Source organism: Anaerobiospirillum sp. NML120511 (assembly GCF_023050955.1).
Classification (GTDB): Bacteria; Pseudomonadota; Gammaproteobacteria; order Enterobacterales; family Succinivibrionaceae; genus Anaerobiospirillum.
The window spans coordinates 119,607-136,921 of sequence record NZ_JALKIK010000008.1 but is presented as its reverse complement, the minus strand read 5'-3'; the positions used below and the strand labels follow the sequence as shown (position 1 = coordinate 136,921).

The following is a 17,315-nucleotide window of genomic DNA, read 5'->3' as shown; positions in this document are numbered from 1 at the left end:
CATGCTGATTTGCCTGTATACAAGGCTTTTCGTCATAACTTAAAACAACAATGTTTTCATCATCATCTTCTGTCACTTTGCAGAGCGCTCTATGAACACTGGTAATCTTAGCCTCATAGTCGCGATCAGTACTGAAGCAGTAAGAGCCAGATGGACGCCTTGCTATGCCGTGTTTTTGGCAGAACCTGCACATAGTTGACGGTGATACCTTCTTAACTGCTGCAAGGCCATCAATTGTCCAGAAGTCAGATGAACTGATTGAATCTCTGGCATGGTCGAACTCATCAAGGGATTTTATGTAATCAGGGCTTGTGAAGCAGAGCCCCCTAATCTCCTCAATAGAGTCAGTACTTAAAGAAGGTGGACGACCTGATCGTGGACGGTCACGTAAACCGTCAACGCCATGCTCTATGTATCTGCTAAGCCACCTTCTAATAAATTGTCTTGATTTTGAAGTAAGTCTGGATAATTCACAAATTGTTTTGCAGCGCATTGCGCTAAGAACAATGGTACAACGTTCTTTAATAGCTTGCCGGTCAATCCTCCTTGAAGTGGCCTGCTGAATACTGGCAAGTTCCTCAGGATTTAGTTTCAAACGGGATTTTACTTGCTGTAAAATCGTTCCTGGCTGCTTATGCAGGGCATGGGCAGCCTGTGAGTCAGGGCATTCTATTGTTTTCATAAGCCCTGATTCTACTATATATTTACAAATTACGATACGATTTTACTGCTAGTACTCAGTGGGTCAAAACTTTTGAAATCTGATATTAGATAGCACTGGGCAATGCAGGAAAGATCTGGCAAGCGCTCTCAGGCGCAGTTGGGAGAATGCCCAAAAGCCCATGGCGTCAGAGGCGGATCCAGTAAGTGCACTGCATTGCGCTGAAGTGTACGATACTGCCATATCATATAGTAACGTATTGACGTTTAATACGCGTCTTCGGGGGGAAAGGCCCCTGAAAATATACACTGGATTGACCTTTGACTTTGCTATATTCACAATTTGACAAAAATGCCCTGTGAAACTGGCAGGCATTTGCTAATATCAGACAGTTGTACGGTTTATGCTCAGTTCAGCTTCGCAGCAGGCCTTGTACGGCCGTCTTAGAGTCATGCAGTTCATGGCAATTGCATCTGCAGCTGATCTGCATGCCATTACCTTGTGCATTGTGACTCTTCTGCTGTAGTGGCAGGAGCGGGATGAATATGCGGGGGTATGTGGTCTTTGAGCTTGCCGAACCTGTTGTCTGAAAAATCCTGTCAGGTCTGGGCCGGTGGCCTTGTTGCTCCAGGGAGCTGACCCTTTTTTCAAGTGTTGGGCTGCCCTGTGATCTGCTGTCGGCTGGTATCAACTGTCAGGAGTAATATGACAGACATTGGGCATCGTGCATCAGGCATGAGGCATCCTGCATCAGCATAATGCATCATGCTTTTGCTTTGCGATGTCAGGCAGTGGCCTTTATCCCGGGCTTTTGCCCGTATTTGATGATGTACCTTGCGGGTCTGGGACTGTGATGTGTTAAGGGGAGTGTTATGACCGCTTTATCAGGACAAGCTTTAGTGGGAGACATTGGTGGAACCAATGCCCGTCTGGCCATCTGCAATCTGGCTGACGGCACTTTATCTGATCCTATTATCTATTCGGCTCTGGAGAATGACTCCCTCGAGTCTGTTATCCACAAGTTCCGTCAGGATACCGGTGCCAAGTTCTCGGCTGCCTGTATTGCCATTGCCTGTCCTGTAGATCAGGACTACATCAAAATGACCAACAATCCATGGGAGTTCTCCAAGGCTCAGCTCAAGGAAAACCTCGGTCTTGAGACTCTGCTGGTTATCAACGACTTTACCGCCATGTGTATGTCTGTTACCTGCCTTGATAAGAAGTCCATGGTAAAGATTGGTGAAGGTGAGCCTGTTGCTCATGCTCCTGTCGCTGTATACGGTGCCGGTACCGGCCTTGGTGTTGCTCATCTGATTAAAAACGGTAATCGCTGGATTCCACTGTCTGGCGAGGGTGGTCACGTTGATCTGGCTCCGGCCAACATGTCTGAAGACATGATTCTCATTGCTCTGCGTGCCCGTATTGGTCACGTCTCTGCTGAGCGTGTGCTTTCCGGACCTGGCCTGCTCAATCTCTATGAAGCCATTGCCATGCGCAATGAGCGTCTGAGAACAGGCCTTACCCCTGCAGACATTACCGCTTCTGCCTTAAGCGCCAATCCTGATCCTGACTGCTTAGAGGCTTTAAGCACCTTCTGCCGCCTCATGGGCCGTTTTGGCGGTAACCTGGCTCTTACCCTGGGCACCTTTGGCGGTGTTTATGTTGCCGGTGGCGTAGTTCCACGCTTCCTTGAATTCTTCAAGAACTCCAAGTTCCGTGAGGCCTTTGAAGACAAGGGACGTTTCAAGAGCTACCTCTCCCGCATTCCAACCTATGTCATCACCGAGCCTAAGGCCGGTTTGATGGGCGCTGCAGCCACCCTGCGTCAGGAGCTTGGTGCCGTACTGTAAGCAGTTACGAAGTCAGCTAATCTGACATACAGGCATAAGCGCAGCACTAAGGTGCTGTGCCCTGAGGGGCCTCCGATCGCAGATCGCAGGCCCTTTGTCATTGATGGTGCCTTTATTTTTCCAGTCCATATCGAGCCAGAGCTCTTTCAGTCCATCACTCAGGGCTTTGTTCTGTGGCATGTCACTGCTATCTGCCCGGCGCGATTCAGGTGGCATGTACCCGGACACGAGGCACTGCCATGTGCCGGGGCATTATTCCCTGTCATGAGCCGGGACAAGAGGCACTGCCATGTGCAGGGACATTATTCCCTGTCATATGCCGGGGCGTGATTCAGGCCCATGCTTAATGATCATGCCCTATGGGCAGGGGGCATGACTATGTACTGGAGCGTAGTTCCTGTCGCTGGATCTTGCCCATGATTTATGACCATGGTTTTGTCTGTTCGGGAGATAGCCATGATTTTCAGGCGAGATTCATATTCCTGTCTGCAGGCAAGGCTAATCTGGCTTGCATAGTGCATCTGTAGCAATGCACCCCAACTGACGCCATGGTGCAGCACGCCAGTGACTGCACTGACAATGGCAGTGCCGGGCTGAAGCACAGCAGTGCCTGTCTTATCTACATGACACAGGTGCTGTGATTGTTTTTCAGTCCCTCAGTGGCCGGCTGCCCGGATAGAGCTCTGTGCTTTCTGGCAGGACTTTATTTCGGGATTTCTGGCAATATTTTCCTGACAGCTCTGTCTGTTCCGGCAGGATTTTGCCGCTCTGGCCTGGTTATGGTGCTGGTACAGTTTGTCATTGTTTTTGTCCTAATTTTGGACAGTATGACCTGCTGTATCATTGTCAGTGGCTGTCTGCAGGCGGCCATGGTATCAGAGCAGGTCTGTATACGTAATCCCTATGAGCCACACGAATTTTTGTGCTGTATCTTGGGTGCATGTGCCAGATCAATCTGCATCTGGTATCAGGGTGCATTGCGACGACAATAAGTCTTTTAGCAGAGGTGATAATCTCATTGAGAAAATTTGCCTTTGAAAAACAGGCCTTTATGTCGCTACCATATGCAAGATCGATCAATAGTTCCACGAGGAGAACATCATGAGCTCAATTACCGGTATGAACAGCAACTTCGGTTTCGAGGCTTTAAGCGTTGCCATGACCAAGCGTGCTACCGAGGCTCAGGGCCAGGCCGCTTTAAAGATGCTTGAGAGCACCGCTCAGTCCGTACAGCAGATCAACGCTTCCGCTCCATCTGCTGGTGGCCGTGTTGGCAGCAACATCGACGTTCGCGCCTAAGAATTATTTTTCAGAAGCACAGCAGTGACTGTGACTTGCTGAACTAAGATACGAATTATTTAAAACCCTGTTACAGACGGTTATAATCCGTGCAGTAACAGGGTTTTTTGTTTCTGTAATCCCCAAAATCAGGCCGGGCAAAGGCTCGATCAGCCCAGCGCCAAAAACAGGCCGGGCAAAGGCAAGATCAGCCCAGCGCCAAAAACAGGCCGGGCAAAGGCAAGATCAGCCCAGCTCCAAAATCAGGCCGGGCATGGGCTGACGGGCAGTGCCTTGCGGCTGGTCAGTACAGGGCCGGGCAGGGGATGAAAAGCTGCCGGGCGACTGGCTGGCAGGTTTGCGGGCTGTTGGGGGCAGGGGCGGCGATTCGTTGCACGGGGCATGGAACTTTTATTTGCAAGTTGAGGTGAGGCAGTGGCGGTTAAGAACGGATTTAAGCTGGTGGCTCCATTTGATGCGGCTGGTGACCAGATTGAGGCTATAGCACAGCTGGTAGATGGCATTGAAAAGGGGGACAGGGCTCAGACCCTGCTTGGTGTTACCGGATCGGGCAAGACCTTTACCATGGCCAATGTCATTGCCAGACTTAACCGTCCTACCATGATCCTGTCGCATAACAAGACTCTGGCCGCCCAGCTTTACGGTGAGATGAAGGAGTTCTTCCCTCATAATGCTGTTGAGTACTTTGTTTCCTACTATGACTATTATCAGCCTGAGGCTTATCTGGCAGCTACTGATACCTTCATTGAAAAGGATGCCAAGGTCAATGACCACATCGACCAGATGCGTCTGAGCGCCACCAAGGCTCTGATGGAAAGACGCGACACTGTAGTAGTGTGCTCGGTATCAGCTATCTACGGTCTGGGTGAACCAGAAACCTACCTCAAGATGATGCTCCACATCTCCCGTGGAGAGCAGATCAGCCAGATGGAAATTGTAAAGCGTCTGGCTGCCCTGCAATATGTTCGTAATGACATTGATTTTTCCCGTTCCACATTCAGAGTTCGTGGTGATGTCGTCGATATTTTCCCGGCTGAATCTGATGGCTATGCCATACGAGTTGAGCTCTTTGATGATGAGATTGAGCGTATTTCCCGCTTTGATCCTCTGACCGGTCATATCGAATGTGAGCTGCCACGTATCACCATCTTCCCTAAGACCCACTATGTAACTCCACGTGAGATTCTGCTCAGAGCCGTGGAGGAGATTAAGGTCGATCTCAAGGAGCGCTGTGACTACTTCTACAATGAGGGCAAGCTTCTTGAGGAGCAGCGTATCCGTGAGCGTACCCAGTACGACATTGAGATGATCAATGAAGTGGGCTACTGCTCAGGTATCGAAAACTACTCACGCTACCTCACGGGAAGAAAGCCAGGTGAGGCTCCGCCATGTCTTTTTGACTATCTGCCTGATGATGGTCTGCTCATCATTGATGAGTCCCATGTAACTGTTCCTCAAATCGGCGCCATGTACCGTGGTGATCGCTCCCGTAAGGACAATCTCATCCAGTTTGGCTTCCGTCTGCCTTCAGCATACGATAACCGTCCGCTCAAGTTTGAGGAATTTGCCCGCATGCAGCCTCAGACTATCTACGTATCTGCTACCCCGGCCCAGTATGAGGTTGATCTGTCCTCTCAGGTGGTAGAGCAGCTTATCCGACCTACAGGACTGCTCGATCCTGTTATTGAGGTCAGACCGGTAGCTACTCAGGTTGACGACGTCATGTCTGAAATCAGAAAGAGAGCTGAGGCAGGTGAGCGTACTCTGGTTACTACCCTGACCAAAAAGATGGCCGAGGAGCTGACATCATATCTTACTGAACATGGTCTGAGAGTACGTTACATGCACTCAGATATTGATGCTGTAGAGCGTATGGACATCATCAGAGATCTGCGTCTTGGTGAGTTCGATGCTCTCATCGGTATTAATCTGTTAAGAGAAGGTCTGGATATTCCTGAGGTGTCCCTGGTAGCTGTGCTTGATGCTGACAAGGAGGGCTTCCTGCGTTCGACCCGTTCCCTTATTCAGACCGTAGGTCGTGCGGCCCGTAATGTTAAGGGCATGGCCATTTTCTATGCTGACAGGATCACAGACTCCATGCAGCAGACCATGGACGAAACCAGTCGTCGTCGTTCTATTCAGGACAAGTTCAACAAAGATCACGGCATAGAGCCAAAGCAGATTAAAAAGAAGATTGTTGACGTCATGGAACTGGCCATCAACAGCTCCGAGGTCTTCAAGGTACCTGATGAAGAGCGCATGATGCCATCAATGAACCGCCGTGAGTGGGAGCAGGAGCATGGCCTGGACAGCCTCAATGGCACCTCCCGTAAGGGCAAGGGCGGCCGTGGTGCTGCTGCAGCCGAAGGCCTGGACGCAGCCCTTGAGCTCGATGACGCCCGTGAGATGGCTGTTGATCTCATGCTTGCCGGCAGCCGTGCTGCCGCTGAGTCTGCAACAAAAGGCAAAGGCAAGGGCCGCCGCAGCACTGCAAAGGGAGCTAAAGGCACTCCTCCTGGCGCAACTGCCAACAGCACCGAGCGTAAGGTCTTTGATCTGGAGCTGCTTTCAAAGCTCAGTGAGAAGTCTGTAAACGAGCTGATGCGCGATCCTGTGGCATGTCGCTACCTGCCTGAGGCTCAGGTACTGACAAAAGAGATAGACTCCATTCAAAAGGCCATGCTGGAGCTCGTTCATGAGCTCAAATTCGAGGAGGCAGCCGTACTGCGCGACCGCATGCGCACCCTCGAGAAAATCATGATGCTCATGCCAGGACGTGACAGCGAATTACCAGTATAAGCACCCATCCCCGGCAACAGCCTCAGCCCATCCGCTTCATGACCAGCCCTGCATTGTCCTGCCCGGCGCTGGACGGCGCAGTGCGGCTGGTCGCAGCAGAGCAGACACGGCGGCTCTGTGAGCAGAGCATAAACACAAAAGGCATCTGTATAAGATGCCTTTTGTACGTTAAGACTTAGAGAGCAGCTGCCTGCTGCAAACTGCCAGCTGGCTGCAGGCCTGCACTCTGGTGAGCCGGGGCTGCCATGGCTACAGGTTCATGCAGCGCAGGCAGTGCCATCAGGACCTTCAATGCCGCCTGGATATCAATGCTGCCTTGATATCAATGCCATGGGCATGGATAAATTCGGGGCTGGGCGCAGCGTGGAGTGTTGCGCAGCAGACAGCCGGGCTCTGGTTTCCTGCGAAGATGGCCTGCCAGGGCAGAGGCCGTGGCTTATTTTACTGAGAGGCTGACCGGGCAGTTGTCGTCATCGGTGGCTTCGGCAGGCAGGGCCTTACCGTGCATGAGGCCGTAGATAATGATCATGCTGCGCTCGAGCTGCTCGGCAACAACTTCGACGCTTTCGTCGTCAAGCTCACATTCGGTATCAACATTGGCTATCTCATTGAGCATCTCAACGTTTTCATTGAGCATGGTATTACGCAGCGGATAGTCTTCCTGAACAATGGAACCGGCAACTGGCCTGCTCTCACAGCAAAGGCCCAGGTTAAAGCCATAGGCAAGGTCAGAAATGGCCTGCAGCAGTTTCTTTGGACTGCTTTCATCCTTGCCAGGGATGAAAAGACTGAGCTTTTCATTTTCCAGCTCTCTTTCCAGTTCTATGGCCATGGTAGTAAAGGTGGCTATGCCGGTACCGGAAAAGCGGGTACCGCCGTTGAGGATGTTTACCGTAAGCTCCAGACTCTTTGGGTCAGAGGAGCTGTGACCACGGCTGATAAGGCCCAGCACGAATCCCTGAACGCAGGCGATGGACTCTTCAAAGCCGGCAGCTGCAAAGCTCTTATGGATTTTCTGGTAGAGTTCGTTCTTTTTGAGTTCCTGCATGGATCAAGGCTCCTTGGGCATATCCCCTGTCGGTAAAGTACTATTGGGCCATGAGATTAGCATATGCTGTCATCAAGGGCAAAAGCCCTGTAAACTGTCCACCGCAGGACAGCCCTGACAGCCCGGTAAGCCTGTCAGTTATTCCTGCCTGGCAACTAATCTCATAACCGGCCGGCATCAGCAGTATGGCCACACGGCACGGCCAGGCAGCGCGGCCTCGCGGCATGGTAATGCCGGGACTATGGTTCAGCCATGGCAGTTGCAGGACCACTTTCATCATGGAGCAGGCTGCACATAAGCTCATGTGAGTTAGTCGTGAAGTCTTGAGTATTTAGCCTTGCTCACAGCACAGGCCTGTGAGCCTTACTTCAGCATAACTGTATGACTGTCTGCAGCACATAATCTGGAGGGGTTGGCCAGAAAATAAGCTGCACAGGTTTCAGTTATTGCTTTGCTTTATTGTTTGTAAAGTATCTCTTATGTCACGACTGAAATATCTGCCGGGCGCAGCGGAGATTAGTGCAGCTCATGCGACACAGCAGTATGGATTGTGGATGGACGGCTCTTCCTGGCATACCTGAGATTGACTGGAGTTCAATCAATTAAGACAGGCAAATATCAGCTCCAGGGAGTAAGCTTTGTCATTAGAAGGCGGCTGTGCCGTGTGCAGACGTGGGGGCCGTGCAGATAAGGCATGGCAGGCATCAGGAACAGTGACTGCTGCTGGCAAAGGCAGTGCAAAGGCAGTGGTACATATCCGTGGAAATGGGCAGGTGGTGAAGGACGGTACGGACGTTAATGGTGGTATGGACGGGACGGACGTGAATGGTGGTGTGGACGGGACGTACAGGAATTGCGGGATGGACGCGATTGGCTGGACGGCCGTAATGGAATAAAAATGGAAAGAAATGTGCCAGAGCTGGTAAGCACCGGTATTAAGTAAGATGGTTGTCAGGGTGGGAATAAAAAGGGATATTACCGGACTGTGCCGGTAAAACGAAAATCATATTTTGTTGTCGGGTACCCTGGTGGGTACTGAAAAATACATGACCCGGCAGGGATGCCGGGGCACTACTTATTCGGGCTGAACCTCCCGAATCAAGTGAATATCTGAAGAGCCGCTCGACAGCTCTGCAATTCCTCAGTTTGTTGATCAGGACCTGCAGTCAAAAGCCAGGCCACTGCAAAAAGTACAAGAATAATTTAAATGCGTCCCGAAGAACGCTGCTTTTTTAGTGATCTGGGAACTGCTGTTACTTTTAATGTTATGTCATTAAAAGATGGGCAGTGTATCTTCTTACAAGTCGGCCAGGTAAGTACAGGAAGAAATCTCCAGCTCTGCTGGAGCTGCATATGCCTGTAACAGGCTGGGCAGATGCAAATGCTTAGTGCTGATCACCTGTAACGGACAGCCTGTTTATCCGGATATGCATATCTTAACCGGCCTTATTAATGAGCTCATATTATCAAAAGAAAAACTCTCTTGATAGATACTAAAAAGTACCTGCCAGCAACAGCTTATGACTGGCTACATGGTGTTCCCTGAAACTGTCAGCATGCCATGGCCGCCCGTACGGGACCTTGACCTGGTGGCGGTGTTTTTCAGGAGCAGAAGAAGTGGCCAAAATTTTTGTCTGAAAATTCTGCCAGGCACCATTTTAGAGCATTGCCCTGTCTGAAATCACAGACAAAAGGCATAAAATGGCTTTTCTGCCATCTTTTTGTACCTGGCTGTTCCTGACAAAAATACAGCTTTTGCATGGTCCCAAGGGCAGGGCCGCTCTGGGGCACCTGCAGCTGTCGTCTGCATTTATCTGAACAGTGGGATGTCCTTGCTTTTAGCCCAGCTCACCAGCCTTAACATGAGTCCTGACAGGGAGGGATATAAGCCGGGCAAATAAAAGTACAGAACCATGGTAAGTCAGGGGATCGAGCGTATTCAGGGGCTTCATGGGATTCATGGGGTTCAGCGTATTCACGGGATTCAGGGGATAAAGACAGAGGCATGGTCCGGGTTGTTACAGTACATATTGTGTGGCCGGACGTATTGAGTGACAGGACAGGGGTGGGCCTGTAGCCTTTCCTTGAGCATGAATGATGAGTCGATCCTGTGCCGATCCTGTGATGGCCCAGAGCCTTAGCTCTTCGGGGGATGCTGGGATGGTAGCTGTACCTGCAGTTGCATATGCGCCTGTTCGTAAATTCTGTATGGGCTTGCTGTATTGAGGTCCTTGCGACTGCTGGGCAGCCGGGCGCCGGGAATAAGGACGGCCTACTGGGATTTGCCATTTTGGTGGGCTCATTGGCAAGTGCCCTGGCCCCTGGCTTAAGGGCAAGTGCCGTGGCCGGGGCAATGTGCGGGGCAGCGGATGAGGATGGGGGCCAGTGGTCTTCTGGTCACTTATTGGGCCATGAGGCAGCGGGCTGTTTTGGGATTGTGGCGGCTGTGAGTGTGGGCTCGGGCGCAAATAGGGGGTGGTGGGGGGATCACAAATGGCTGATTTGTGCTGACTGGAGACATTGAAAGGGATAAAAAGTTTTGAAAAAATGCGGCCGTGAGGCTTGCAAGTCTGTATAATAAAGCACTTTTGTCTAACCAAGAGAGCTCTTTGAAATATGCATCCAATGCTTAATATTGCACAGCGTGCAGCTCGTGCAGCAGGTAATGTCATTGCCCGCAAAATCGATCAGGGTGGCTTTTCCGTAGAGGAGAAGCGTAAGGATGATCTGGTTACTGATGTCGATCGTGAGTGTGAAAACACCATTTCATCAATGCTGTTAAAGTCCTATCGCGATCACGCCATTCTCGGTGAAGAGGGTGGTTTACAGGGCAACAAGGACTCAGAGTACGTCTGGGTTATTGATCCTATTGATGGCACTACCAACTTTGTTAAGGGGCTCCCTCACTGTGCAGTTTCCATCGGTCTGCAGCACAAGGGACGTACCATCGTGGGTGTAGTATTTGATCCTTTCCGCGATGAGATGTTCAGCGCTGCCCGTGGCGAAGGTGCTTCCTTAAATGGCACCCGTATCCGTGTCGGTCAGCATAAGACCATCGACGGAGCCATTGTGGGCACTGCTTTCCCAACCCGCTACCGTGAGCGTCTTGACGCCTACATGGAGCTCTTCACCCGCCTGATTAACCAGTGTGCCGACGTTCGTCGCAGCGGCAGCGCCAGCCTCGATCTGTGCTACGCTGCCTGTGGCCGTTATGATGCCTACCTCGAGCAGGGCCTCAAGCCATGGGACTTCACTGCAGGCGAACTGATTCTGCGCGAGTCCGGTGGTATCGCCACTGACTTTGCCGGTGGTCCTGGCTTTACCAAAAGCGGTAACATTGTCTCCGGTAACCCTCAGATCGTACAGAATCTGCTGGCCAAGGTGTGTGATGCTCCAAACCTGCCAGGCATTCTGCGCTAAGCATTAGCATTACCTGCAAGATAACAGTTAAAACAAGGCCATATGATAAACATATGGCCTTAGTTATTTCCGGGCCTGGTAAAAGCTCTCCAGATCACATGAGCGGGCGCTGCCAGTCCGCATTTCAGACACTTTAATCCGCCTCGCTGCTGCTGCCGGGCGTTGTGCGGCAGGCAGGCGTTGTGTTGCAGCCATGCGTTGTGCTGCAGCAAGGCATTGTGCGGCAGTATGACTCTGTGCAGATAACCGTTTACGGGCCATAAAGGCGCCAGTACGGCCGGCAGCCATGGTACCAGCTGTGCGCCGCTGCGGTCGTGGCCGTGAGGCTGAGCCGGTGCCACAGTGCCTGTGACGCGTTGCCTGGGCTGAGCGGCCGTGGCCGTAAGGCTGGGGATGATGCCACGAGGGCGGTGCCTCCTGGTGGGGCCAGGTTTGAAAACGTTTGTTCTGTGGCGGTCAGTCGTGACGTTACGGTTATGAAAAAAGGGAGGCTCCTTGCGGGGCCTCCCTTTTCTGTTTCAGGCGCTCACGGCCTCAGGGCCGGAGCGCTGTTTTATTTGCCTGAGGGGCAGACTTGCCATCAGTTGTCGGACTTGTCCTTGAACTGCTGGTAGCCCTGGCTTAATGAGCGGGCAAAGTCGTCCTCATCCTTCTTTGTTTCCGATGGGGCTGCAAGGAAGCTGGCAAATGCCTCCATGTCCTTGCGACGGCTTTCTTCCTCATCAGCCTCGGCGTCAGCCTGGGCCTGCACCTGAGTCTCGGCCTGATTGTCAGACTGAGTCTCGACCTGAGTTTCGGCCTGAGGCTGATCACCGTCCTGGTCCATGGATGGAGCCGGGTACTGGACCTGGTCCTGGCCCTGTGCATGTTCAGCGGAGCTGACAGCTTCGCTTTCGGCTTCGCTGTTCGCGGCGCTGGCTGACTCGCAGCTGGCGTCGCAGTCGGCAACAGTGCTGGCGTCGCTGGCGACGTCGGTGTCGGCGTCGGTGTCAGCATCGCTGTCAGACTGTGGCTTGCGGCGCAGCTGAGCTGGCAGGGCATTAATAATAGCTGAGGTTACCGGATGCTCAACTGGCTGCTCTGCAGTCTGCTCATCTGCCTGAGCGGCAAACTGATCGGCTGGAGCGCTGGTCTGCTGGTCGGCGGCGCCGTTGTCAGCGTCATTGCTGTCAGCTTCGCGGCTGCCGTGAGTCAGTGATTCAGGCAGGTCGTCAGTGTCAACGTCAGACAGAGCCTCATCATAGTCAAAGGAGCTTGCGGTGATGGATCTGAACTTGGCAGCAATAATGTCCTCACGGTCATCGCCGGCATCTGCTGGAGACGGGGCCATGCGTGGGCTGTCAATTAAGGTGCTGTCCAGAACTGAAGCATCGTCAAAGCTGGAGACAGTTTCGGTGATGGCTGAACGGATGTTGCGGGTGCGGGCATCCTGATCAAGCTCTTCAGTATTGTCATCACGCATTACGCGGGCGTAACGGGCAGACAGACGATCCTTGCGATCAGCTGACCAGAAGTCAGAGACGCGGCGGGACTTCTCATATGGGCTCTCATCTGGCACCACCTCATCAGAGGTGTCGTCAGCATCTACTTCCTCATAGACCTGAGAAATGTGTCTGCGACCACGTGGCTGCTCTTCAGTGCTCTGACCCTGGCCATCGGCCGGGGCGGCTGGAGCAGCGCCTGCACTGGCAGCGCCAGCTGCTGCGGCACTGTCATCTGAAGTGTCACAGCTGACCTGATCCTGAGCACCTTGCCAGTCATTAAGGCCTGAAGCCTGATCGCTCATGCCTTTGCCCTTGCGCTGCTTCTGAGCACGCTCCTGCTTGCGGGTCTTGCGTGGACGTCCGTCATCGCTCTCACCCTCGAGCTCATCAATAAAGGAGCTCTGATGGGCGGCATTGAGCATGTTCTCCAGATCATCACTGGCAACAGGCTCATTGCGTTCGCGGCGGCTACGGCCAGCGCGGCCCTCCTGACCCTCAGCATTTAATGCCGGCAGCTCGTCAGAGCCGGCCTCACGCTCGTCACGCTCGCGTTCCTGACGTCGGGAGCGACGGGAGCGACGACCATCTTCCGGAGCGTCAAGCTCATCTTCGCCACGCTCACGACGGCGCTCGGAGCGACGGCTTTCGCGACCGGCCTCACGGCTGTCAGCATCGGCCTCTTCACGCTCGGCGCGGTTGCGCTCACGACGGCTGCGACCTGAGCCATCAGCGCGCTCCTGGCGTTCACCACGTTCAGCGCGCTCGCGGCGATCGCTGCGCTCGGCAATGGTTTCATCAGCGCTGTCGCCGGCGTCAGCCAGGTCTTCGCACTGGGCGCTGTTCTTCTGCACTGGCAGTGGCAGGCTGGCGCGGGCGCGTGCCAGCTGGGCCTTTTCACGGCCACGTGGATCGAACTCACCAGGCTGGGCAGCCTCTGGCTGTGGACGTGAGTTGAAGTGCTGGTCCATCATGGCCTGGGCATCTTCATCAGCCATGCTCAGAGCGGCTTCACAGCACTCAACACGCAGGGCTGCATGCAGACCACCGGCGCGCTCAGCCTTGACGAAGTCGGCACCGCAGTCGCAGTCACGATCTTCATGCTCGATGCTGAAGATAATTTCTACAGGGGCAGGCTCGCTTATGGTAGCAACCTCAGCACAGACGGTAGCCTCCTGCAGACCACCAGTGGTTTCAGCCTTGCGGAACTCACGGCCTTCCTCAAAGGTACGGGCAGTGATGTCACCGGCAAATGGAACCTCATGGTCCGGACCCTCACCCATAGGAGCAGAGGTCAGATTTTCCTCAACAAAGGCAAAGTTTCTGACCTCAGTAATGCTGGCTACGTCAAAGACTTCAGCATCGTTGAAGCCAAGAGTACGGGCATTGAGAGGAACTTTCTTTGACTGACGTGGCTCAGAGCGGCGGGAGCGGCGGTCATCGCGGCTGCGCTCACGACGGCGCTCACCACGCTCTGAACGCTCAGAGCGTTCGCCACGCTCACCACGCTCACGGCGCTCACGTACTGGAGTCTCATCAGCCTCGGCCTCAAAGCTCTCGCTACGATCATTACGCTCGTCGCGTGCACTGTTGCGGGAACGGCGTTCCTGACGTGGGCTCTGCTCAAAATCGTCACGCTCAGCTGCGCTGCTGTCACGATCCTGATCATAAGCGCTGTCAGCCTCATAACGGTCCTGACGGTCAAGGCGCTCACTGTCGCGATCAGGACGTTCGCTGCGCTCTGGGCGCTCGCCGCGTTCCTGACGTGCAGGGCGCTCGCTGCGCTCTGGGCGGTCCATGGAATCACGCTCAGGACGATCGTTGCGCTCCATGCGCTCGGCTCGATCCTGACGCTCGCTGCGCTCAGGACGCTCAGCGCGCTCAAGGCGTTCGCTGCGCTCTGGACGCTCGGCGTGATCCTGGCGCTCGGCGCGCTCAGGGCGTTCGCCGCGCTCTGGACGCTCGGCACGATCCGGACGCTCGCTGCGGCTCTGACGCTCGGTACGCTCAAAGCGCTCGCTCTTGCGGCGATCGCGCTCCTGGCGGTCCGGACGCTCATTGCGGCGCTTCTGACCGTTACGGCGTGAGCTGCCATTGCGGCGGCCATCACTACGCTCAGTGCGCTCGGAGGCAGCCTGGTCACGGCTGTCAGCAGCTGCGTCCTGATCGCGGGCAGGCTGGGTCTGCTGGGCGTCATTACCCTTAATGAGGTTGCCAATGAAAGAGAAGATCTTGGAGAAGATCTTGCCGTTCTTTACCTCAATGCGGCCGTCATTCATGACCACATTACCGGCACGTGGCTGCTCGCTGTTCTTGAGATTGATGGTGTGCGGATCATCGCTGTTTTCATCAATCATGTGAGGAGCAGGGGAGTTGAGGGTAATGTCCTCAGTGAAGACCATAGGGGTTTCACGGGCGCCTGGCTGCTGCTGTTTGCGGGCGGCAAACTCACGGCGCAGCATGGTCTCCTGAACCTTGGCACGGTCGCGGGAAGCGCGCTCACGCAAAATTGCGGTAGGGTCGTCCTTGGAGCAGTCAAGAGGCAGGCTGGAGGCGCTGTTGAGCACACGGTGAACCTCATAGCTTGGGGCCATCATGTGCTGATCAGGGATTACGGTTACCTTAATGCCGGTATTCTTCTCGATAGCCTCGAGCTGACGGCGCTTGTTGTTGAGAATGAAGGTGGCAATCTCAACGGGAGCAAAGGCCATGACGTCGCCTGTGTGCTCCTTGTGTGCTTCTTCCTCGACCAGACGCATGATCGATAAGGCCAAAGACGCGGTATCTCGAATGGTACCCTGGCCCTGACACATAGGACATACGTGGCTGGTGGACTCTTCAAGAGATGGACGCAGTCTCTGACGGGACATCTCAAGCAGACCGAAGCGGGAGATGCGGGAGAACTGAATGCGGGCGCGATCCTGACGGCAGGCTTCCCTCATGCGGTTTTCAATCTCACGCTGGTTCTTGATCGGACTCATGTCAATAAAGTCGATCACAACCAGACCGCCTACGTCACGAAGACGCAGCTGACGGGCAATTTCCTCAGCAGCCTCGATATTGGTCTGCAGAGCTGTTTCCTCAATGTCACCGCCCTTGGTGGCCTTGGCTGAGTTGACGTCGATGGAGGTCAGAGCTTCGGTTGGGTCGATAACAATGGCACCGCCTGATGGCAGACGTACCTCACGCAGATAGGCAGATTCAATCTGGCTTTCAATCTGGTACTTGGAGAACAGAGGGATTTCGCCACGGTACAGGCGTACACGCTCGGAGAACTCAGGGCGCACCAGCTTGATGTGATGAACAATGTGCTCATACACTTCCTTGCTGTCGACCAGAATTTCGCCGATATCAGGACGCAGATAGTCGCGGATAGCGCGGATGGCAATGCTGGATTCCTGGTGAATGAGGAAAGGAGCCTTCTTGGATGAGGCGGCCTTTCTGATCATTTCCCAGAGCTTGGTAAGAATGGAGAGGTCCCAGGACAGCTCTTCGGCACTCTTGCCTACACCGGCAGTACGGATAATCACGCCCATGCCATGAGGAATGTTGATACCCTCGAAGGCAGCGCGGATTTCAGCACGCTCTTCACCCTCAATGCGGCGGGAAATACCACCGGCACGCGGATTGTTAGGCATTAATACCAGGTAGGAACCGGCAAGGGAGATAAAGGTGGTAAGGGCAGCGCCTTTCTGGCCACGTTCTTCTTTTTCAATCTGAACGATAACTTCCTGGCCCTCGCGTAAAGCTGTCTTTAAGGAAGCGTGATCGCTGAAGTCAGTGCCTTCAGGATAGTATTCACGGGCAATTTCCTTAATTGGCAGGAAGCCATGGCGCTCAACGCCATAGTCAACAAAGGCAGCCTCAAGACTTGGCTCAATACGGGTAATTACACCCTTGTAGATATTGGCCTTCTTGTTGGCATGCTGTGGGGATTCAATGTCGAGGTCATAAAGCTTATTACCATCGACAAGGGCGACACGCACTTCTTCTTCTTGCGTGGCGTTGATAAGCATTCTTTTCACGGAAAAGATCCTTATACGGCAATCCTTCCTTCAGAGATCAGAACTCAGTCCCCAGGCATATCCCTGCATGCCAGCCATCAAAGCCGTCCCACATGCTCACAGGCCCTTATCCCACATCCAAAAAGCAACCTCAATAACCACCACACAATAAGCAGGCCCCGGCAGACCTGAGCAGAGCGTCGCTGGCACCGGCATGGCCCAAAGGCCAGCCCGGCCAGGTCAGGCCAAGGATGGGCCATGCACCGCACTGTGCCGGAAAGGCACGCACGGCACGGCTGCAATATTCAACAGACCAGTCAGGCTATGAAACAGCCCTGGGTGCTAACAGCACTCAGGCAGCCAGTCAGAGGACGGTACGCACGTGTACTGGATGCGCACTCAGGCCTGCAGGCACAGAACCTGAGACCTTGAGGTCTTCGGTACTGGTGCCGTCAGGGCTGATACAGAAAGTGCCCAGCTGCGCGCAGGCGCTGATGCAGCCATGCCCGGCATGCCGGTCTGTGACTGTAATAGCTGCCCGGGCTGAGATGGCTCAGCTCACGGCATAGCTGGAGGTATTTTCTGTATTCCCGCAGGCAGGCTGACGCAGCCATGACTGGCCTGCATGCCGCCTGCCTGAACTGTTAGCTGTCAGGCAGCCGTTAAAAGGCTGTCTGAGTGTATGAGTGTGGGGCAGGTGCTGCAGGGCCCGGTCTGAAAGCACATCCGCAATGGGGCCTGCCATCAGGTCTG

Annotated in this window: 7 protein-coding genes and 1 pseudogene; 5 read left to right on the top strand and 3 right to left on the bottom strand. The window is 53.9% G+C overall.

The features are described from left to right. Positions 1 to 682 (bottom strand): helix-turn-helix domain-containing protein (locus MXE39_RS04000; RefSeq protein ID WP_247073802.1); only part of this gene is annotated, 682 nt, incomplete at its 3' end. 851 nt (positions 683 to 1,533) lie between these two features. Between MXE39_RS04000 and MXE39_RS03995 the strand changes: the two genes are divergently transcribed. The 4 genes and pseudogenes from MXE39_RS03995 to MXE39_RS13070 all read left to right on the top strand — a co-directional run bounded on the left by MXE39_RS03995 (position 1,534) and on the right by MXE39_RS13070 (position 6,609). Continuing rightward, complete coding sequence (locus MXE39_RS03995; protein ID WP_246977445.1) at positions 1,534 to 2,511, top strand: glucokinase; 978 nt, start codon at positions 1,534 to 1,536, stop codon at positions 2,509 to 2,511. 1,101 nt (positions 2,512 to 3,612) lie between these two features. Continuing rightward, complete coding sequence (locus MXE39_RS03990; RefSeq protein WP_246977444.1) at positions 3,613 to 3,810, top strand: hypothetical protein; 198 nt, start codon at positions 3,613 to 3,615, stop codon at positions 3,808 to 3,810. Positions 3,811 to 4,224: 414 nt separating this feature from the next. Then, positions 4,225 to 6,123, top strand: a pseudogene (gene uvrB, locus MXE39_RS03985) (excinuclease ABC subunit UvrB); the annotation flags it as partial. A gap of 93 nt (positions 6,124 to 6,216) precedes the next feature. Continuing rightward, a complete protein-coding gene (locus MXE39_RS13070; RefSeq protein WP_348647465.1) occupies positions 6,217 to 6,609 on the top strand; it encodes a UvrB/UvrC motif-containing protein in 393 nt (130 codons plus the stop codon). Positions 6,610 to 7,045: 436 nt separating this feature from the next. On the opposite strand, the gene MXE39_RS03975 is transcribed toward MXE39_RS13070, so the two are convergent. Then, positions 7,046 to 7,657, bottom strand: coding sequence for a hypothetical protein (locus MXE39_RS03975; protein ID WP_246977443.1), 612 nt, complete (start codon positions 7,655 to 7,657; stop codon positions 7,046 to 7,048). 2,616 nt (positions 7,658 to 10,273) lie between these two features. Here MXE39_RS03975 and MXE39_RS03970 point away from each other — a divergent pair. Further along, positions 10,274 to 11,077 carry an inositol monophosphatase family protein gene (locus tag MXE39_RS03970; RefSeq protein ID WP_246977442.1) on the top strand — a complete coding sequence of 268 codons (804 nt, stop codon included), beginning with the start codon at positions 10,274 to 10,276 and terminating at the stop codon, positions 11,075 to 11,077. A gap of 580 nt (positions 11,078 to 11,657) precedes the next feature. Here MXE39_RS03970 and MXE39_RS03965 read toward each other — a convergent pair. Further along, complete coding sequence (locus MXE39_RS03965; RefSeq protein ID WP_246977450.1) at positions 11,658 to 16,574, bottom strand: Rne/Rng family ribonuclease; 4,917 nt, start codon at positions 16,572 to 16,574, stop codon at positions 11,658 to 11,660. Between the last annotated feature and the right edge of the window lie 741 nt (positions 16,575 to 17,315).

What these genes read in the sequence shown, in the direction of transcription:
- MXE39_RS03995 (WP_246977445.1), top strand. Translation starts at nt 1,534, where the DNA reads ATGACCGCTTTATCAGGACAAGCTTTAGTGGGAGACATTGGTGGAACC.
- MXE39_RS03990 (WP_246977444.1), top strand. Translation starts at nt 3,613, where the DNA reads ATGAGCTCAATTACCGGTATGAACAGCAACTTCGGTTTCGAGGCTTTA.
- MXE39_RS13070 (WP_348647465.1), top strand. Translation starts at nt 6,217, where the DNA reads ATGGCTGTTGATCTCATGCTTGCCGGCAGCCGTGCTGCCGCTGAGTCT.
- MXE39_RS03975 (WP_246977443.1), bottom strand. Translation starts at nt 7,657, where the DNA reads ATGCAGGAACTCAAAAAGAACGAACTCTACCAGAAAATCCATAAGAGC.
- MXE39_RS03970 (WP_246977442.1), top strand. Translation starts at nt 10,274, where the DNA reads ATGCATCCAATGCTTAATATTGCACAGCGTGCAGCTCGTGCAGCAGGT.
- MXE39_RS03965 (WP_246977450.1), bottom strand. Translation starts at nt 16,574, where the DNA reads ATGCTTATCAACGCCACGCAAGAAGAAGAAGTGCGTGTCGCCCTTGTC.